At 61.4% G+C, this 18,931-nt stretch carries 21 protein-coding genes; 6 read left to right on the top strand and 15 right to left on the bottom strand.

The features are described from left to right. Both AC56PL_RS24905 and AC56PL_RS24900 read left to right on the top strand, forming a co-directional pair. Positions 1-726, top strand: coding sequence for a copper chaperone (locus AC56PL_RS24905; protein ID WP_497155473.1), 726 nt, complete (start codon positions 1-3; stop codon positions 724-726). Between the two features lie 92 nt (positions 727-818). After that, complete coding sequence (locus tag AC56PL_RS24900) at positions 819-1,382, top strand: hypothetical protein (protein ID WP_497155472.1); 564 nt, start codon at positions 819-821, stop codon at positions 1,380-1,382. Between the two features lie 227 nt (positions 1,383-1,609). On the opposite strand, the gene AC56PL_RS24895 is transcribed toward AC56PL_RS24900, so the two are convergent. From AC56PL_RS24895 to AC56PL_RS24875, 5 genes are all read right to left on the bottom strand, one after another. Then, entirely contained in the window at positions 1,610-2,995 is a 1,386-nt protein-coding gene (locus tag AC56PL_RS24895) for an ABC transporter substrate-binding protein (RefSeq protein WP_497155471.1), read from the bottom strand. A 38-nt stretch (positions 2,996-3,033) separates the two neighbouring features. Then, a complete protein-coding gene (locus AC56PL_RS24890) occupies positions 3,034-3,237 on the bottom strand; it encodes a ferredoxin (RefSeq protein WP_497155645.1) in 204 nt (67 codons plus the stop codon). 11 nt (positions 3,238-3,248) lie between these two features. Beyond that, positions 3,249-3,992 carry an SDR family NAD(P)-dependent oxidoreductase gene (locus AC56PL_RS24885; RefSeq protein ID WP_497155470.1) on the bottom strand — a complete coding sequence of 248 codons (744 nt, stop codon included), beginning with the start codon at positions 3,990-3,992 and terminating at the stop codon, positions 3,249-3,251. A 31-nt stretch (positions 3,993-4,023) separates the two neighbouring features. After that, positions 4,024-5,361, bottom strand: a complete 1,338-nt coding sequence (locus AC56PL_RS24880; protein WP_497155469.1) for a cytochrome P450 — start codon at positions 5,359-5,361, stop codon at positions 4,024-4,026. Between the two features lie 318 nt (positions 5,362-5,679). Then, on the bottom strand, positions 5,680-6,423 hold the full coding sequence (locus AC56PL_RS24875; protein WP_497155468.1) for a TetR/AcrR family transcriptional regulator: 744 nt from the start codon (positions 6,421-6,423) through the stop codon (positions 5,680-5,682). Positions 6,424-6,673: 250 nt separating this feature from the next. On the opposite strand from AC56PL_RS24875, the gene AC56PL_RS24870 reads away from it, so the two are divergent. Next, the gene (locus AC56PL_RS24870; protein ID WP_497155467.1) at positions 6,674-7,279 is read left to right on the top strand and encodes a carboxymuconolactone decarboxylase family protein; all 606 of its coding nucleotides are present in this window, start codon (positions 6,674-6,676) and stop codon (positions 7,277-7,279) included. A gap of 164 nt (positions 7,280-7,443) precedes the next feature. Here the strand turns inward: AC56PL_RS24870 and AC56PL_RS24865 are convergent, their stop codons facing one another. From AC56PL_RS24865 to AC56PL_RS24825, 9 genes are all read right to left on the bottom strand, one after another. Then, the gene (locus tag AC56PL_RS24865) at positions 7,444-7,863 is read right to left on the bottom strand and encodes a hypothetical protein (RefSeq protein ID WP_497155466.1); all 420 of its coding nucleotides are present in this window, start codon (positions 7,861-7,863) and stop codon (positions 7,444-7,446) included. Positions 7,864-7,896: 33 nt separating this feature from the next. After that, positions 7,897-8,616, bottom strand: a complete 720-nt coding sequence (locus AC56PL_RS24860; RefSeq protein ID WP_482140444.1) for a hypothetical protein — start codon at positions 8,614-8,616, stop codon at positions 7,897-7,899. A 143-nt stretch (positions 8,617-8,759) separates the two neighbouring features. Next, entirely contained in the window at positions 8,760-9,566 is an 807-nt protein-coding gene (locus AC56PL_RS24855) for a CbbQ/NirQ/NorQ/GpvN family protein (protein ID WP_497155465.1), read from the bottom strand. 20 nt (positions 9,567-9,586) lie between these two features. Continuing rightward, positions 9,587-11,119, bottom strand: a complete 1,533-nt coding sequence (locus AC56PL_RS24850) for a nitric oxide reductase activation protein NorD (protein ID WP_497155464.1) — start codon at positions 11,117-11,119, stop codon at positions 9,587-9,589. 336 nt (positions 11,120-11,455) lie between these two features. Continuing rightward, the gene (locus AC56PL_RS24845; RefSeq protein WP_497155463.1) at positions 11,456-13,015 is read right to left on the bottom strand and encodes an HNH endonuclease signature motif containing protein; all 1,560 of its coding nucleotides are present in this window, start codon (positions 13,013-13,015) and stop codon (positions 11,456-11,458) included. A 153-nt stretch (positions 13,016-13,168) separates the two neighbouring features. After that, positions 13,169-13,816 carry a TetR family transcriptional regulator gene (locus AC56PL_RS24840; RefSeq protein ID WP_495517425.1) on the bottom strand — a complete coding sequence of 216 codons (648 nt, stop codon included), beginning with the start codon at positions 13,814-13,816 and terminating at the stop codon, positions 13,169-13,171. 83 nt (positions 13,817-13,899) lie between these two features. Beyond that, the gene (locus AC56PL_RS24835) at positions 13,900-14,091 is read right to left on the bottom strand and encodes a DivIVA domain-containing protein (protein ID WP_482140434.1); all 192 of its coding nucleotides are present in this window, start codon (positions 14,089-14,091) and stop codon (positions 13,900-13,902) included. 138 nt (positions 14,092-14,229) lie between these two features. Continuing rightward, positions 14,230-14,862, bottom strand: coding sequence for a vitamin K epoxide reductase family protein (locus tag AC56PL_RS24830; protein WP_497155462.1), 633 nt, complete (start codon positions 14,860-14,862; stop codon positions 14,230-14,232). A 40-nt stretch (positions 14,863-14,902) separates the two neighbouring features. Continuing rightward, complete coding sequence (locus AC56PL_RS24825) at positions 14,903-15,736, bottom strand: TauD/TfdA family dioxygenase (protein WP_495517427.1); 834 nt, start codon at positions 15,734-15,736, stop codon at positions 14,903-14,905. A gap of 91 nt (positions 15,737-15,827) precedes the next feature. Between AC56PL_RS24825 and AC56PL_RS24820 the strand changes: the two genes are divergently transcribed. From AC56PL_RS24820 to AC56PL_RS24810, 3 genes are read left to right on the top strand one after another with little or no spacing between them, the layout of a single operon-like run. After that, a complete protein-coding gene (locus tag AC56PL_RS24820) occupies positions 15,828-16,748 on the top strand; it encodes a TIGR03564 family F420-dependent LLM class oxidoreductase (RefSeq protein ID WP_495517679.1) in 921 nt (306 codons plus the stop codon). Between the two features lie 48 nt (positions 16,749-16,796). Continuing rightward, the gene (locus tag AC56PL_RS24815; protein WP_497155461.1) at positions 16,797-17,432 is read left to right on the top strand and encodes a PaaI family thioesterase; all 636 of its coding nucleotides are present in this window, start codon (positions 16,797-16,799) and stop codon (positions 17,430-17,432) included. Further along, a complete protein-coding gene (locus AC56PL_RS24810; protein ID WP_497155460.1) occupies positions 17,422-17,967 on the top strand; it encodes a PaaI family thioesterase in 546 nt (181 codons plus the stop codon). The genes AC56PL_RS24815 and AC56PL_RS24810 overlap by 11 nt, the downstream gene beginning before the upstream one ends. On the opposite strand, the gene AC56PL_RS24805 is transcribed toward AC56PL_RS24810, so the two are convergent. Beyond that, entirely contained in the window at positions 17,964-18,929 is a 966-nt protein-coding gene (locus tag AC56PL_RS24805; RefSeq protein ID WP_497155459.1) for a LysR family transcriptional regulator, read from the bottom strand. The genes AC56PL_RS24810 and AC56PL_RS24805 overlap by 4 nt on opposite strands. Between the last annotated feature and the right edge of the window lie 2 nt (positions 18,930-18,931).

Here is an 18,931-nt window from a genome sequence, read left to right as displayed (position 1 = left end):
ATGGCGCACATGGTGAGCCCCCATGATGTCGCGGTTCTCCGGGCTCGGCCGGAGTGGTCGGTGGTCGCCGTTGTCCTGGCCGCATGGGCTGCGTGGTGCTTCCTCATGTGGTCCCCTTCAGGGGCCGAAGGCCACGCTGAACATGCAGGAGCCCAAACGTTTTCGATAGGCCTGGCGGTCAGCTCCGGATGTATGTGGTTGCTGATGGCCGCAGCGATGATGTTGCCGTCGACCATTCCATCGGCGCGATACGTGGCATTTTCCAGCCGGAAACGACGCCGGCAGCGTGCAGTCGGCATGTTTGTGGTGGGCTACCTTGCCGTCTGGTCGGCCTTTGGATTGCTCGTCCTTCCGATGGCGCTGCCTGTGGTGGAGTATCGATGGGTTGGGGTCGTTGCTCTGACCCTCGCCGGATTCTACGAACTCACACCACTCAAACGGATCGCGCTGCAGAGGTGTCATCGGACCCGGCCGATCCGGTTCGCCGGCCAGGCGGCGGACCGTTCTTGCCTGAGATTCGGTGTGTACCAGGGCAAGACATGTATCGACTCTTGTGGTCCGGCGATGATCGCCGTGGTGTTGCTCGGTCATCCGCTGGTGATCAGCCTGCTGGTGGGTACGTTCCTCTTTCTCGAACGCATTGTCGTGCGCCCTGATCACCTGCGATGTTTTGCGGGCTATGTGGCCATATTCTTCCCGACCGCGATACTGCTGAGTTTGGGGTAGTGGCGGAGGCGCGGTCTCAGCGTTGTGGTGCGACGGGGCAAACATCTGGGTAATGGTCCGAAAGCTGCTACGCCGTCCTACAATACAGTCGTATGCTGTACATCTGTACAGGCATGGATGGGGAGGGAAATTCCCTCCCGAATCCCGGTCGATCACTCGAAATTGGAAGGTGGCGTATCGCTTTGGAGAACGTGGAAGATATTGTGGGAAACTACACCGGGCTCTCCCGAAAGGTGCTCGACTACGGCTTGATCGTGAAGGGCATCGTTGACAATACGCAGGGGACCGAGGTCTCGGAAGAGAGTCTTGCGCCCCTGGCAGAACTGCTTGCGGTCGATGATTTTGAACGGGTCGGCAACTTCAAAGAGGTGATGACCTGGCCCGAGTACCGAACGTTCTTCAGTAACTGGGCGCCAACCGCGAACTGGGAATGTTCATTCAAGAGGATCACGGAAAAGGGGAATGTCGTCTTCCTCGAACTTGAAGAGCGGGCAATTTTTGACGACTTCACCAATGTGGTCAATTCACTGTCGGTGTATGAGTTCAATGACGAAGGCAAGATCTGGCATGTGGACATCTACCTTCAGATGGCGATGCCCGACCCCGAGAAGCTCAATCTGGCAACGAGTTACGAAGGATTTGAGGTCTCCGAGTGATGGCCTGAGTTCGGATCTGAGCCAAGATCGACGCCGAGGTGTAGGACCGTTCGGGTCCTGCACCTCGGCACTTTTGTGTAGTGTCCGTGAACTGGTCCGCCCCGCCGAGCGATGACTGTGGGCCTCTGGGGAACCGGACAAACAATGACGCTGCACCTCGAACTCGAGATGCAGCGTCATCGTCTTGGTGGGGTAGGGCTCCGGAGAATTGCCGCCAGCGGGGGCGTCTAGTTGACGTCGTCCATCGACTTGCCGACATCGGCCAGAGTCATCGGTGTACCGAAGTCGGTTGTGTTCTCGAAAACCGGTATGTTGCAGCGGTATAGGCCTTGGTCCGGCTGGAAGTCGGCGGCGACCCATCCCTGTGCTGTTGACTTCTGAACATTGAAACACGGTGATGGGGGCGTGGTTTGGGCCAGATTGTGTGAGGTGTGCAGACCTCCACCTGTCCATGCGGTCTGCTGCGTCGCAGCTTCCAGAACGCAGGTACGGGTGAGTTCGGCACCGCAGCTAGCGGCCGACTTCGCGAACAGCAGCCACGAGGAGAACGCACGGATCGAAGGGAGGGTGATCTGAGCGTCTGGCGCGTATTTCTCGTACAGTGCGGTGAGATCTGCGACTGCCTGAACTGTGTCACCGCTGTCGACGGGGGCATTTCCGCCGAGGTCCAGGAAGTTGTTCTGGGACTCTGCTGATTCTCCTGCGAGTTCGATGAACTCACTGCCGTACGCGCTGTTGTTGGTGTCGATCCAGTCCAGCTTGTAGTCCATGTCTGTCAGTGCTGCTTCGAGCTTCGGCAACTGCCGGAACTCGCCGTAGAAGATCAGACCGCGGACACCTTTGCTCTTGATCGACTGGGCGTAGGGCGTCCAATCGGCAACTCCCATTGCGGGATATACGTCGTTGTAGATGAAGGTGGCGCCGGCCGCTTCGGTGGACTCGACGGCCTGTTGCCCCAGGAGTTTGGTGACCGGAGAATCGCCGTTGATGATACCGACGGCATTGGCCGATTCTGGGTAGGTCCCCAAGAGCCAGGAGCGGAACTGGAAGTAGGGGTCGAACCCCGTGGTCTGACTGGGGTCGGCACTGATCTCGAGATCTGCGCCCAGCGCGTTGAGTTGAGCTACTTGTGCAACAAAGCTCGGGAGTGCGCATTTGAGTCGCTCTTCGACCCCGAGGCCGTCGAGTCCTGATCCGCCGCCCACCAGCGCGAAGTCGTCTCGGCAGGCGGTGACCATTTGCTTGCGCACGTCCATGAGATTTGTATCCCTGGTATTGGCAACGAGTTTCCGGCCGTTGATGCCTCCGAGATCGTTGCACCAGGACGTGAACACCTTCGCGGTATCGACGAACTCTGGGTTCTTCGTGAACCCGACGTCCGTGAACACGCCGAGCTTGATCTCGTCGGCTGTCACACCCTGGGAGCTGGAACCGGTTTCGCCTGAGCCGGATTGGCAGATTTTGTCGAGATCGCCGAAGGAGTCGAGCTTGGTGTCGGCACTTGCGCTGTTGCCGGTTGTCGCTGAATCCTCGCTACTGCTACCGCGGTCGCTGCAACCTGCTATCAACAACGTTGTTGTCAGTGCCAATATGAGCACGTGAACGGATTTCATCGGGCATCCTAGGGGTATCTGGCTGTTTGGAGTGTGGGTTAGTTATTGGACTGCAATGACATGGCAATCGCTTGGCGGGGGCACGCGGCCACAGCTTTTCGAAGGGATTCCCGGTGTTCGAGGCCTGGCGTTTCATCGAGGACGGTCACGATGTCATCGTCGTCGAGTTCGAAAAGCTCTGGCGCGAGGTCGATGCACAACGAGTGCCCCTCGCATGCCTGCACATCGACGCGAACTCGCATTCGTTGGTCGGTCACATGTACCAGCCTCCGTTGACGTTGATCTGTTGGCCGGTGATGTAGCCGGCGTCTTCTGAGCACAAGAACTGGCACGCTGCGGCGATGTCATTGCCGGTGCCGGCTCTCTTGACCAGTGTCATGGCGGCCAGGTCTTCGACCGGGGGCAGTTTGCCCGCGGCTTCGGCGTTGCGGGCGAGTGGAGTGTCTACCAGCGACGGTGGAATTGTGTTGACCGTGATGCCGTTTCCTGCATACTCGTAAGCCAGCGCCTTTGTCAGTGCGATGACTCCACCTTTGGAGGCCACGTAGTCCGCGCGACTTGGCGCTCCGGTCTGCGCGGCAGTTGACGAGATCGTCACGATTCGACCCCATCCGGTTTCGACCATGTCGTCGATCACGGCCTGAATGCTGTGGAACGTCCCGTTGAGGTTGACGTCGAGGGTGTGCTTCCACTGTTCCACGCTGATCTCGGTGAACGGTTCGAAGGATGTGATGCCGGCGCTGGTGACCATGACCTGGATCGCGCCGAATTCCTTTCGGACCGCGGCGATCGCGGAGTCGACGGACTGGCGGTCGCAGACGTCGACGTGATGCCCGCTGACCTGGAGTCCATCGGCCTGCATGGCGGTGACATGGGTGTCGAGCGCCACTTTCTGGACGTCCAATGCTGCGACTTTGTACCCATTGCGAGCCAGCCGTTCAGTGATGGCCAGACCGATGCCCGAGGCTCCGCCGGTTACTACGGCAACTTTGTTCACAGGAGTCTTCTTTCCGAGTGGTGGTGGTCGTTCAGGAGAAGGTGAGATGAAGGTTGCTCAGGCCGCGAATGATGTACGTGGGGTCGTACTCGTAGCGGCGGTCGCCGGCGGGCCCGTGGTGGGAGTCGGAAAGCGAAATATCTGTCGTGCGTTCGAGGAGTCGCTCAATGGTGACCCGACCCTCGGCGCGAGCGAGCGGACCGCCCGGGCATGAATGTGCGCCACGACCAAAAGCGATGTGTTCCTTGACGTTATAGCGATCGATCTGACATTCGCCGGGTTCGTCGAACTGACGCTCATCGCGATTGGCCGCGCCCGGATGGATCATGATCGTGGTTCCCGCCGGGATGTCGACACCACCGATGGTGGTCGAATGACGGGCGAGTCGAAAGTCACTCATGGTCGGGCTCTCCAAGCGGAGTGTTTCTTCGATGAACGCGGGTATGTCACCGCGTTCGGCTCGAAGGTGATTCTGAATCGCTTTGTCCTGTGCGAGGATCCGCAACGCAGAGCTGATCATCCGTGCCGAGGTGTCCTGACCTGCCCCGAACAGGAAGGTTGCCATGCGAACGATCGCGTTCACCGGGGGGATTGAACCGTCGGGGTACGTCGCTTGCGCGAGTTGCGTCAAAACGTCCTCGTGTGGACGGGCGCGCCGGTCTTCAACGTACGCTGTGAACTTCTTGAACATGTACTCGAGTGGGTTGTCCGTCAAAGCAGAATCGTCGCCGACTGTGCCAATGGTGCTACCCGCCAGTGCATTACGGAAATCTTCGCGATCGTCCTCGGGGACCCCGAGAAGGTCGGCGATGACCAGGGTGGTGAAGGGCTTGCCGTAGTCGGCGATGAACTCGCACGCACCGCGGTCGATGAAGGAATCGATGCAGGCGTCGGCGATCTCGGCCATCGCCGACTCGTTCTCTCGTAGCCTCGTCGGGGTCATGAGGCGTTTGAGCAGGGTGCGTTCGGATTGATGGGTTTCACCATCCATGGTGACGAGGAATTCTGCCATCGGCCACTGATTTCGGTTCTGTTCGATCGCCTCGGTGATGTCATCGACATCAGGGGATACATGTAGGGGCGGGAAAGGGCCACCGACTGCGTTGCACGAGGAGAAGGTTGCTTGATCCCGGTACACTTCCACTGCCTCGGCATACCCCGTCACGGCCATGACCCCGGGGTGCGGCACCGATTGCACCGGGCACTTCGCCCGCATCGCGTCAAAGTACTCGTACGGGTCGACCGCCAACTTCTGATCGGTGAAGAAGTCGGCACTCGTGACGTCGACCGTGGCGGCAGACGGTACCCCAGGGCCTTTCGTAGACCCCACCTTGGAGTCTGGAAAAGGTTGTTGTTCAACGTTGTTCATGATTCCTCTTTCGTCGCGCGGGTGCCGTGCCGGCGAATTCGGGGCGGCAGTCCCGGGGTCGTATCGGGTTGCCTCAGTTCACGAAGACCCGGATGATTGGAGTCGCAATACAGTCGTACAGCGGAAACCATACACTTGTATAGTCTCGCCGACGGGTCTTTGTGAAGAACTGGCGAAATATCGGATCACCGACGAGTGTGCCGAGGGGTGTCGTGGATTTGCCGGGCTAGGCGTTATCGGGCTTCATGGCGCAGCACAGAACCGCTGCCTTTATGCTGAGCGGTTCTTCGCGGTCGATACCAGGCGCCGCGGACGCACTCATTCCTTGCGGGCGGTCGCTTTCCGCAACGCATGCTTCTCCAGCTCGGCTTCGGCGAGTAGGAGCTTGAGTGCTCTGTTTTCGGCGCGAAGGTGCTCGAGTTCCGGATCGGCACTGTCATCTGGGGCTACGGAGGTGCGCGGCTGGTCGCCATCGGGCGGTTCGAGAGCGTTGACGTACGCCTCGAACGTCTCGATGAGTTCGTCGTGCGAGGTCGCGACTCCGACGCCCTTCTCGAGATTCAGCATCTTCGGGATGTTGGACATCAGCAGCACAAGCGCGCCGGTGGAGAGTTTTTGGTTCATCACGGAGCTGGAGATCAGCCGATCCGCCAGGGCGTCGAGTTGGATGCTGCGAAGTCTCTCTGTCACGACCGCGAGCTCAGCGCCGACGGACTCGCGGTGGTTTCCAAGGGCCATGAACTCGGTCATGAGCGGCCCGCTGGCCTCTTCCCAGCTGTAGTCCCAGATGGCGCGAAGTGGTTGGTTGGGGTGCGCCTCGAGTGCTTTCGTCAAACGATCGAGATTCTGTTCGGTACGTCGCTGTATCGCGGCGACGAAGACGGAATCAATTGTTGGAAAGTAATATTGGACAAGGCTGGGGGTTGCGTTCGCTTTGGCGGCCAGTGCGCGATACGTGACCCGCGGATAACCCTCTTCCAGCATGAGGCGTTCGACGCAGTCGAGCAGAGCGTCTCGAGTCTTCGACATCTCGACGCCGGTGCGCCGGGACGCTGCAGACATGTGAAACCCCCTGTTGTGCTGCAGGATCCCATTCGGATTTCGGGCCGTGCTGTGCAAGTATGCCGCATCAGTGACCCAACTGTCAGTACCGGGTCGATGCCGGCCTGGCCGCCCGGTGGCGTCGCCGAGCCGGAATTTTCAATTGTTCTTGATTTGAACCTCGTGAGCCCTGTACGACTGTATTGTTCGACCGACCACGTCGGTGCGATCGCGGTATCCCAATAGAACGCTGGTGGAAGGAAACCTACCGATGGCACGTATTGAACCCCTGCCGTCCAAAGAGTGGTCGACCGAGATGCGCGATGCGTTGAAGGCGATGACTCCACCGTCGGCGCGTTATGTGGTCCAGACCCGATCTGACCGGCCCAAAGGAAAAAACACGATGGGCACGCTCGCGCATCATCCCGCGCTCGCCCGGGCCTGGTTCACCTTCAACGGACACATCCTGATGTCGACAACTCTGACAGCTCGGCAACGTGAACTGTTGGTGATGAGGGTTGCAGTTCTTCGCAATTCGGCCTATCAGTGGGCGCAACACGTCTACATGGCGCATGACGCCGGTATCGACGACGAGGAGATCTCCCGGATTGGCTGGGGGCCATCCGCGCCGTTCTGGTCTGACTCGGACGCGACTCTGTTACGCGCCGTCGACGAATTGGTCCTCGATGGCAAGATCGGCCCGGAAACCTGGGAGGCACTCGCCGGCGAGCTTGATACCCAGCAGATTCTCGATGTCATCTTCACGGTTGGGGCTTATGAGGTGACTTCCTGGATGTTCAATTCAGTGGGGGTGGAACTCGACGACGACATAGTGGAGATGCGAGCGAAGACCGGGAACCGGCAACCCGTCGAGTAGCGCCGTCTCGCGGAGACCGATTGAGTGCCAACCACTCTTCTGTCCGTCACGCCATAGGTCTTCTGCTGTTGATCACATGCCGGTGATGTTGCGGCGGTTCCCGAGCGGCATCTGGGATTCCAGTCGATCCGACATCAATCCGTGTTGGCTGGCAACGGCGGCCACTAGTTTCCGGCGGACTCGCGCGCCTCGCGCTCTTCGTGGTTTCGGACGAGTTCGCGGAAGCCTATCGGGTCCCAGCCGGGCTTCGGCTGCACGCCCCATTCGTCTTCGGCGGTCTGTTGGCCGGCGCCTTCGGGTGGTCCGAACAGCGGGTATGGATATTCACACTCGAGGGTGTCGTCGGAGTACCGGACCTTCAGCATCTCGCTGCAGATCTCTTGGAACGACAGCGTGGGGTAGCCGTACCAGATCGCCAGTGCCGGAACGGTGAACGCACCTTCGATGACGAGGGCGAAGAGGCAGACGAACACCCCTCGTTTGATGAACCTGTGCATGCGGGCATACGGGGGTGTTGTACCCAGTGGCAGGTCCTCGTCGGGCGACTCGTCCACCGATGGAGATTTAGGTGACTCTGCGGACATGATGTCCTCCTTTGCCGGTTGGATGGGCGGCGATCAGTCGGTGAAGATCTCTCGATTCACCGTGTGTAGGTAGGGGATCGCCAGAAATGGGGTGATGTAGAAGATGTCGTACAACCACCAGCCGATCACCGGGAGCACCACGCCCGAGTAACGCACATCGGCGTACATCGTCATGTTGAACGTGTAACCGATCCAGATGACCACGCCGAACCAGCAGGTGACGATCATCCACTGGTGGCCCCAGCGCTTCATCTGCAGGAAGGCGATGCCGGCCGCGATCCGCATCGGGAAGACGGTGAGCATCAGGGCCACCTCCCAACCCTTTTCGCCCGGACCGCCCGCGCCGCCGATCCACAGTTCGTTGTAGTGCCAGAAGTAGCCCGCGTCGAACATGTTTCCCCAGGCGGTGAGGATCACGCGGTTGATCAGGGTGTGGTTCGCGATGAGGTCCAGCGCCCAGCCGAGGCTGTTGAGCGCGGCGTCGAGGATCACCAGGTAGCCGATGAGTGTGACGAGGATGGGCCGGACCGACAGGCCTTCGAGTCCTGCCCGGCGCTGGAGCCACACGCCGCGCAGGAAGATGGGCAGACCGACGATTCCGAGGACCAACGTTCCCATCAGCAACGTCCCGATGGTGAGCCACCAGTCGGCTTCACGTTGTGCGCGGCGCGAGTCGTCCTGATGTTCGTCGTAGGAGGCGGAGGTGTTACCGGCGCTCTTGTCTCGCCGTAGGTTGATCGAAGGGAGATTCATGGCCTGCCTACCAATCCCGAGCGGTGTACATGTAGAGCTGGATCAAGAACTGCGACAGCAGGAAGCCGTACGCGAAGATCTGGAAGACGATCAGCGCCCGTTTGCGCCGCCTGTCCTGTTCGTTCATGAGCCGCTCCCTTCGATCAATGTGATTGTGATTCTTGGTATTCGGTGGCCTGCAGACTTGCCGCGGCGACTTCCTTCAGACCGCTGCTGATGGCGCCGTCGGTGCTCAGTGGTGCCAGGATCGAAGCCTCGGCGGCCTGCATCTCGGACGCGCCCGCGGCGATGAGTCTCGCTGCGGTCACCAGCACACGCGTCGACGGTGGTTCGAAGTGGTACACCTCGTCGGCCTCGCGGATGCTGATGGCGCAGCGGACAAGTCGGTTGGCCACGGCAATGTCGATGTCGGCTTCGGCCATCAGGGCGGCGGCTTCGCGGTCGGGTGGCAGATAGTGCATCGGCAGGGTCACAAACCGTTGCCGGAAAGAGGGTTTGAGTTCCTTGAGCGAGCTACGGTATGCCGGATTGTAGGAGCAGACGACCATGAACGACTCCGGCGCCCGGACCACCTCATCGGCGCGATCGAGATACAGGGCCCGTCGATGGTCGGTGAGCGAATGCAGGAGCGCGAGTGAATCGTGGCGGGCTTCCACCACTTCGTCGAGATAGCAGATTGCCCCGTTCTTCACCGCGCGGGTCAGTGGGCCGTCGGTCCACCGGACGTCACCGCCGGTGACCATGAACCGCCCGACGAGATCCGAGCTGGTGAGATCGTCGTGGCAGCTGATGGTGACGACGGCAGTGCCCAGCAGTTCGCCCATGTGCTCTACGAACCGGGTCTTTCCGCAACCGGTCGGACCGGTCAGCATCACCGGAAGCTGCTGGTGAAAGGCCCGCTCGAACATCTCGATTTCGCTGCCCGTGGGGAGGTAGAGGTCGGTGGTCAAGGTGTTTGTGCTCCAATTGGTCAGGTGCTGACGAGTTCTCGGTGAACATGAGCCAGCACTCGGGGGAGTTGTTCGACCTGCCGGATTCGCTGAGAACGTCGGGGGCCGAAAACCTCGGGCAGCGGATCGACGCGGGCCGGACCGACGCCGATGTAGTAGACAGATATCCCGGCATCGTCGGCTTCTTCGAGAGCGTGGGCGACGTCGGCCCAGGCATAACGCCCTTCGTAGCCCTCGTCGGATATCAGTCCGTCGCCGATGACGATGAGCAGTCGTCGTTCACAGGGCTGGGCCAGCAGACGGCTTGTCAGGTGCCGAATAGGGGCACCGAGCCGGGTATAGCCACCGGTTGCCAGGCCGGAACCACTCGGAACGACCAGATGTGTGTCGTCGAAGTCCTTGAGGCAGTTCACCTCCACCCGATGGCGGGTGTTGCCACTGAAGACAAACACTCCGTGGCGCTCGCGGGTGAGCGTCATCGCGCGCGAAAGTGCGTCAGCACAGGCCAGTTCCAGCTCGAAGACCTCGCCGCGGCGAATGCCGAGTGAGGAGCTGCCATCGAGGAGCAAGGCGGTGGTCACGTCCCGCGACATGGGTAACAGCTCCCGAAACACCCGGGGTTCGGCGGCTTCTCCGGTGATCAGGTCGATGTGGTGGTTGACGTATGAGTCGACGTCGAGATCGGACCCGTCCTCCAGGCGGTTCTTGGTCGAGCGGTGGGTGTGCTCGGCGAACCATTTCCGCAGATCTGTCGACACCGGTGGACCCGCCCGCCCAGATCCCCGATGCTTTCGCTCCAGCACCGCAACGTGGTCGATGAGGAAGCTCTCACGCCATGCGTTCCACTCGGGGTATGGGATGCCCGCCCGCTGGTCCGGCCGGATCTCGATGTCTTCGTCTTCGGGTCGACTCGGTGGCGGAAGGTTCGAATTACGCACTCCGCCTTCCCCTCCGACCGGGATGGACAGCAGGCGCTGGGCATCGCTGCGGGGGGAAGTCCACGGCATCCGGCTGTACACCCGCTTGACCGCGGCAGCCAGGCCGCGGCCTGGCGGAGCCTGCAGTGGTAGTTGTCCGAGAAGCGGGTGCGGGTCGATTCTCTCGCGGGATTTGGCCATCATGTCTGCACGCCGGAGCATGTCGGTGGCGTCGAAACCGCTGTCTGCAAACGGAAGTCCAGTCAGGAGGCGATCGAGTTCCGGTATCAGGCCAGGCCAGTGATCGGCGATCCAACGCAGCGCGACCCCCGCCTCGACGACGGTCAACGCTGCCAGCTCACGAGGCGAGAGTTGGTGCAGCGGATAGCGTCCGATGTCGTCTTTGGATGGCGAACACTGCAGCGCAACACCGCAGGTCAGTGTTCGTGTTGTCCAATCCGTCGAGATCGCTGGATAGGGTACCTGGACAATGTTCTGAAGGTTGTTGAGTCCGAACGTTCGATGCTCGCCTGTCATCAGTCGGGCACCGCTCCGTCGCCGCCCGGAGAAGGCGACGGCAGTCAGGCCGCAGCTGCGCTCGACGGTGAGCGCAGCCGGGATCGGCGTTGCGTTCAACGTGAAACAGTCACGTTGCCAGCGACGTTCGCTCCGGCAAGGATGGTCATCAGAATGTACCGATGTTCTTCATGACCCAATACCAGAACGCGATCACGGCACCCATCGCGCTCCATGCGACCACCAGTCGCAGAATGTCCAGCCACATATCCAGGACCCCATCTCGATGTCGGCGGATATGTCAGTTCTAGACCCATTCACTGACTGATGTCAATGAAATCTGTCAATGAGTTGAGTGGGCGGTATCAGGCACAGTGCGCGCCCGCCATCACGGTGGCGCTATTTCTGACTCGGCGATTGACTGTCTGTCTGCCCGAAACATGCGTTCCATGAGGGCTATTCGTCGCACTCGGGATCGTCGATGCCGGGATCCGGTGGGATGTCAGATTCGTCGCCGGTCAGTTCCGCCAGCTTTTCGGCCAACACCGCTTGGCGGTCGGCGAGGACTTTTTCCCAGGCCGCTGCGAAGGTTTCGTTGACGTGCTGGGCGCGGTTGACCCGTGGTGTGCGTTCTGGATCAACAGACGCCGGTGGTATCCAGCCGACTCGACCCGTGTCGGGGCCTTCGGTGATCATGATTGTCTGCCACTGATGTGGGCCATCACCGATGAGTTTGTGGTGCGGCGGGCAGGCTGATCCCATCATGTTGATGTCGGTCAGACCACCGTTGATCCATGCAAGCAGGTGATGGGCCTCGACCCAGGTCGCTGGATTGGTGCAGCCTGGATGCGAACAACCCCGATCCCGGACGAACAACGCGAGCCGCTGGCCTTTCTGCGCGGTCCGTTTGGTCCGGGCCAGATACAACACCTCCGCGGAGTGGTCGGCGAACACGGCCAAATATTTGTCGGACCGGGCTGCCAGGTGCAGGGCCTCTTTGACTGGAATATCCACTCCCGACGCCGTTCTGGCGATACCCGCGCAGTCGTCGAGCTGCTCTTTGGTCATCGTGATGATCAACTGCGCCGGCAACCCTCGATGCGACTTGCCGAGCAGGTTGCATTCCAGAATCGTTGTCAGGATCGCCTTGAGCGCGTCGTGGCATTGTTGGCCCTTCGAGCGGGTATCACGCTCAGCGGCAGCCTTGACCAGTTCAGCATCCTGTTTCGGATCATCGGAGGCCCCGGCCGGTGAGTTCGGGTCGGCCGGGTTGTTCATCCCCGGCGCCGCCCACACATCCATCACCGTCCGCAACAAGGCCAGGGTTTCCGGATCGAGGGTGCCGGAGATTTTCGCCATCAGATCCACACTCTGATCGCCGATCCCCAGCGAACGTTTACGCGCGCGATCCGAATCATCGGTCAGCCGGCCATCGGGATCAACCCGCGCCAACACCGCACGACCCGATGCCGCCAACTGGGTGGGGTCTTGGCCGACGGCTTCTTCGGTCATCCAGTGATCGACCACGTCATACACCGCCGGATCAGCCGCGGAGGGTATGTGTTTGCGCACGTCCAGCATCACATCCATATGTGCTGTCCCGATCAGCCCGTGAGCCCAGGCTTGTTCGGCGGCAGGGCATTTCGGCGCCAGTTCTTCACCCTGCATCGTGTGGAATCGGCCGACTGCTTCCAACCCGCGGATCCGGGAGAAGGTTTGGCCTTTGGTCAGCCGCAACTCGCTGCGGGTGAACCCGAACAGTGACGAGTACCCGGCTTCGGTAAACGATGATCGATCTGAAACCCGCAACAGGTGACGCAACCCGGTGAACTCGAGCTTGCGAACTATCCGTTCATGCACCCGCACAAGCTCATTGACTTCCGCCCCAGACATATCGGAATCAGCGCAGTCCGCGATATCGGCAACGAGCAACTCCAACTCGAGGTACTTACGCACCAACACCGGAACCGAAGAAGAACCAACCCCAACTTCATCAGATGGATCGTCAGACATCATGCCCCCCAGCACATCTGATTGAATTCTTTCAACCAGAATACTCCGGAAAACACATCATGTCGAATGTTTGTTCGAGTAATGGTTTGGGGCTCTGTCCGAACTAAACTCCCTGTGGAGGAACGTGTTGCGCACGTCGTGCAATCCTGCAACCGGTCAGCGGGGTTCCAAGCCTCGCATCACGCCGGCCACGTATTGATCGAGAGCATGCGGATCTTGTGGTCCTTCGTGGCTCACGGTCAGGTAGGCATAGAGACCGAGGAAGAAGAAGAGCGCACTGTGCGCGGGGTCGACGTCGGCGTAGATCTCACCGCGATCGCGGGCCTGTTCGATCTGGGTGACGACGAGTTCGATGACGGATAGACCTTTGGCGGGGGTGAGATCGAGCTGTGGTCGGGTGGGGGAGAAATACAGGGCCAGGACATCCCGGAACAGATTCCTTCCGAGCCTGCGCTTTGCTGATTTTGTCAGGCGGACAGTCTCGGAGAGCACGTCGGCCAAACCGGGTGACTTGGCGATGAATCGCTCAAGATCTCTTGCGGCTCTGGCGACCTCGGCGTTCTCGATCTCGATGAGGACGTGCTCTTTGCTGGGGAAATGGAAGTAGAACGTGCCGCGTGCGACACCTGCTGCAGCCACGATGGCACCGACATCGGCGTCGGCCACGCCAGTTCGTTTGAATTCGGCCACCGCGGCATCGAAGATGCGTCGACGTGTCTCGAGGCGCTGTGCCGCACGCCCATTCGGCTTGTCTGGAATCCGCGGTCCGAGTTCCTTCTCCGCAGCGTTGCCGTGACCCGTCATCTGTCCGAGTCTAGGTTGCGATCACGCGCTCGCGGTTGTTCTCCACCGCGGACGCGATCGCGGTGGTGGCCTGATCGGTGCTCTCAGCGGGTGGGGTCTTCGTAGCGGGCAAGGCGGTTGTGTAGTTGGCGGAGTGTTTCCTCCACCTCGTCGAGGAAGCTGTCGACGTCGTCTTCGTTGTAGCCGCGTTTGCCCAGCGGGGGCTTGCGGAAAGCAACCTTGTGGACGTCCGACGCGGTGACCAATGGGTGAGGTGAATTATCCGTGGTGTGCATTTTGCCGTCCTCCTGGGCTTGCCCGACACAGATTGGTATCGAGCATAACGGCTTTGCGATCGCGAACAAAGGGTTCGATGGTCTTGAGGCCCAGGTTGCAGGCGGGTAATGGTGGAGACGTCGACTGACCGCTCGGTGTCAGATGAGCGTCGACCAGTACCACCAGAAATGCTGTCCGATCAGGCCGGCGATCACGAGAATCCACACCACCGGAATCAGGGAATGGATGCTCAGGACCGCGTTCACCATCTTCCGTGGGAAACCGCCCGTGATGTAGTCGTCGGCATTGCGCAGGCTCACGTAGCAGAACGCGACAATGGTCACGACCCAGACAACCATGCAGTACGGGCACAACGCATCGATGCGGTAAAGGCTCTGGAAAATCAACCAGTGTATGAAGACGATGCCGGCGGTCAGCCCGACCTGCATGCCGAGCATGATCAGCGCAGAAGGTCTGCGTCCCATCATGACGGCGATCGCCAGCAGGGCCGAGAAACCGACGAGTCCGATCAGCGAATTCGGAAAACCGAAGAGCGCCGCCTGGGACGTGTCCATGATCGAACCGCAGTTCAATACCGGGCTGATATCGCAACTGGTCACATAGTCCGGGTTCTCCGCCAGTTCGAACTTCTCGACGGTCAAGGTGAACGAGGCCGCCAGGCCGATGACGCCGCAGATACCCAGGATCCAGGGGAGCAGTCGAGGAAAAAGGACCGGTGGTGCGTCGTCGGTGCTGTCCTGGGTGGAAGTGTCTGTCGCTGTCACTGCCACATCGCCTTGCCGTTCATGCCACGAATCTACCCGCGAGGGTTCAGGCGACTGCTTCTTCGCCGATCAGAGTGGTCCGGTGCATGAGCCGGCGTGAGGTGGCGGTGTAGGGGATCGCCCGATGGAGCATGCCGGTGTTGTCCCATAGGACCAGATCGCCGCGATGCCAGTGGTGGCGCAAGGCGAATCGCGGCTGCGTCGACCATTCGAGCAGGCGGCTGATCAGTGCCCGTCCTTCCTCGGGTGACATCCCGACCACCTCACCCGCGGTGGCCCCGATCAGCAGGGACTTGCGTCCGGTCCGGCGTGTCCACACCAGCGGGTGGACTCGGGTGGGAACCCGGGCCCACGCTGCCCGCTGCTTGTCTGTGGGGTCCGGATTGGCCAGCAGTTGCGCCGTGCTGAAGCTGTGGACCACCTGCAGGTCTGCGACCAGAGCTTTGTCCTCATCGGACAGGGCGTCATAGGCGGCGTAGGTGTTGGCGAACTCTGTGTCGCCACCTTCGGCAGAGACCTCGAGTGCCGTCAGCAGGGTGCCCATCTGTGGGATGGCGTCGGTGGCACCGTCGATATGCCAGTGGAATGTGCCGGTGTTGTACGAGGCCAGGACTGTCTTCGCGGGATCGAGGCTGATCGCTGAAACCTCGGGATGATCCTTTTGTCCGCCCATCGGAGGGACCACGACCTCTCCGAGTAGGCGGCTCAACGCCACCAGGTCGCTGTCGCTGATATGGCATTCCCGGAACAGGACCACACCGTGTCGTTCGAGTGCGGTTCGGCACCATGTCGCCGCGTCCGCTTCCGCGAGGCGGCTGCCGGAGACGCCGGTGACTTCGATGCCGATCGACGGTGTGATCGGTGTGGCGGTGTCGAACATGGTCGCTCCCTCATTACGCTGATCCGTATTGCCATACAGTCGTATAGGCTGCATGAACAACCATACATACGAAGACAGGGCGAACTGCAACATGCGAATCGGATTGACCGGCGGCGCTTCGTCGACCGACAAGATCGTCCAGCAGGCCGAGCGCGCCGAGGCCGACGGATTCACCTCGCTCTGGTACGCCAGCACGGTCGCGGGTGACCCGCTTGCCGCACTTGCGGTGGCGGGCCGGGCCACCTCAACGATCGAGCTGGGAACTGCCGTCCTGCAGACCTATCCCGTTCATCCGCTGCTGCAGGCCAATAGGGCCGCCGCAGTCGCAGAGGCGATGGGACGGCCCGGCTTCACGCTCGGTTTGGGTCCTTCCCACGGGCCCCTCATCGAAGATGTATATGGGCTTTCGTACGAGCGGCCCGGCCGCAACACCGAGGAGTACATCCAGATCATCACGGCGCTGCTGCACGGCGAGGACGTCGATTTCCACGGACAGGACTGGACCACCAAGAGTGCAGGCCGGATGACAGCGGTCAAACACCAGGTGCCAGTGCTTCTTTCCGCCATGTCGCCCCGGATGCTGCGGGTGGCAGGACAATTCGCCGACGGAACCGTGCTGTGGATGGCTTCGGCGAAGGTCATCGAATCACAGATCGCCCCAGCCATTCACGCCGCGGCCGCGCAGGCGGGCCGTCCGACTCCCCGGATCGTGGCGGGGTTGCCGGTGGCAGTGCACGACGACGTCGACGAGGCGCGCGCCGCGGTTGCCGCAACGTCGGGCATGTATGCCGGAATGCCCAACTACCAGCGCGTCATCAGTGCCGGTGGTGCCACCGATGCGGCTGATATCGCTATCGTCGGCAACGAAGAATCGGTACGCCTGCAGCTGCAGAACCTCATCGATGCGGGCGCAACCGATGTCTGGGCGGCGATCACCCCGGTGGGTCCCGACCCTCGTGGGTCGATGCGGCGCAGCCGAGACCTGCTCCGCGACCTGGCCGCTGCCGGGTAGCGTTTCACTTCAACGGCCCGCAGACGTGTGTCGAGGAGGGGATCAAACGTGACTTACACCGCTGATGCGGAACGCCACCTCGACCACGGTGATGGCGAGGGCGGCGATCTGACTGCGCAGGCGGTCGCGGCCGTGCGCCGGGCCACGGTGGCGCTGACGGGCGCTGCTCGCGGTGCGGCGGATCTCTCGGAAATCGCCCGCCGGATCCACGCCCTCGCCGATGATCTCGAGACGCGCGCGCCGTCGCCACGCGATCGGATACAAGCGATGGAGCGTGAGGGTAGGGGGTCGCTCTACAGTCCGGTGGTGGGTGCGCACAACGCGATCGCTCCACCCGTCGACTTGGGGGCGACCGACGATGGTGCGAATGGCGTGGTGACGTTTTCGGTCGCCTACGAGCGCGCTCCCGGTGTGGTTCATGAGGGCGCCGTGGCGATGATCCTCGACGTGGCGCTGGCCAACGCAAACGCGGTGGCCGGAGCGGCGGGGATGACGGCGCAACTCAACATTCGGTTCCACCGGCCGGTGCCGTCCGGGCGGGAGCTGACGATCAGATCGCGACACGATCGCGTCGACGGCCGGAAGGCCTACTCGAGCGCAGAGATCTGGCTGAATGACGAACTGTGCGTGAGCGCCGACGGGTTGTTCATCGCCTCGAGAAAGCGGATGCCGCATGCGAACTGACGGTGTTGAACAGTCCGATGGCATCGAGTCGGCTGCCGCGGGGTTGCGCCGGCTCACCGATCTGCTCCTTCGGGTCGAAGCTGAGGACCCGGGGCTGCGCGCGGTCACCGAAGAACTCGACCGGATCGCGCAGGTGATGGACGACTGCGCCGGGGTGACCGGCGATCGGGATCCGGTGTCGGGTACCGGCAATGCACTCGCGCCGCCACTTGACGTGGACGTCGACGACGACGGAAACGTCTCGGCGACTGGTCTTCTCGGGCTGCAGTATCAGGGACCGAAAGCGTTGGTGCATGGCGGTATGTCGGCGCTGATGCTCAGTCATGTCCTGGCAGCGGCCGGCGCGGTGGAGGGAGAACCGGCTGTGGTGCAGGAATTGTCGGTGCGCTATCACCGGCCGACCCCATTGCTCACGGAGTTACACATCTCGGCGGAGCGAAGCGACCTGTCCGGGCGGCAGGTGCAGGGGGCGATCGTTGCCGATGGCGTCACCACCGTGTCGGCGGAAGCGCGGCTCGCGTCGCCGCCGCACTAGACGCCCGACCGGCCTTTGGACTCATGCGTGTGGCGCGAGTGGAGGATCTGCGCCGGCCAGCTGCCGGAGTTGATCAGCTGGGCAATTTCGTCGTGGATGATGTTGCCGATTCGGATGGCCAATCCGCGGGGCAACTCGAGCCGGCCGGTGGACGCCATGATCAGCTTTTGACTGACGGTGGGCTCTGTCAATGGAGCCCAACGAATCCGTCCTGATTCGATCTCTGCGGTGCACGCGGACATCGGCAGGATGCCGTAGGCGGTTCCGGCCCGGATGAGACTTTTCGCGACTTGCAGTGAGTCGGTGGCAAACCGGGACTGCAAGTGGATCTGGAGTCGCAGTGCTGCGTTCTCGATGGTGCTGGCGAGGCCGGTAGGGGTACTGGGCATCACCAGCGGAAGCTCGGCTATGTCGATGAAACGCATTGGCCGATCTGGAGTGAGATCGCTTGTCGCCCCACCCATGACAACAAGGTCCTCGATCAGTAAGTCGCTGGAGAACAAGCGATCATCAGGTATCGGATTGATGATGGCGGTGTCGAGTGTTCCCTTCAGTAGGCTCTCGATGAGAAGGTCGGTATTCGCGGCTGTGATGTCGAAACTCATTTTCGGGAACGCCGACGCGAGGCTGCCGAGTAGTGGTTTGGCCAACAAGTCCACGGTCGTCTCCAGGAGACCGAGGCGAAATCCCCGCTCGAGTCGTGCAAGTGGCGAGCCGGCATACTGGACGGCGAGCTCGAGCTGGCGCAGTGGCGCGGCCGTACTTGCTCGGAGCTGTTCGCCTTCCTCCGTCAACTCCATGCCGCGTGACGTGCGGCGAAACAGCGTTACGCCGAGTTCTTCCTCCAGACGGTGGATTTGACGACTCAGGGCAGGCTGGGCGATCCCAAGGACAGTTGCCGCACGCGTCATCGACCCCTCGTCGGCGATGCGCAGGAAGTACTTGAGGCGATGGGTATCCATAA

It is taken from the genome of Williamsia sp. Y721, assembly GCF_059683565.1.
This window is presented reverse-complemented; position numbering and strand designations above follow the sequence as displayed.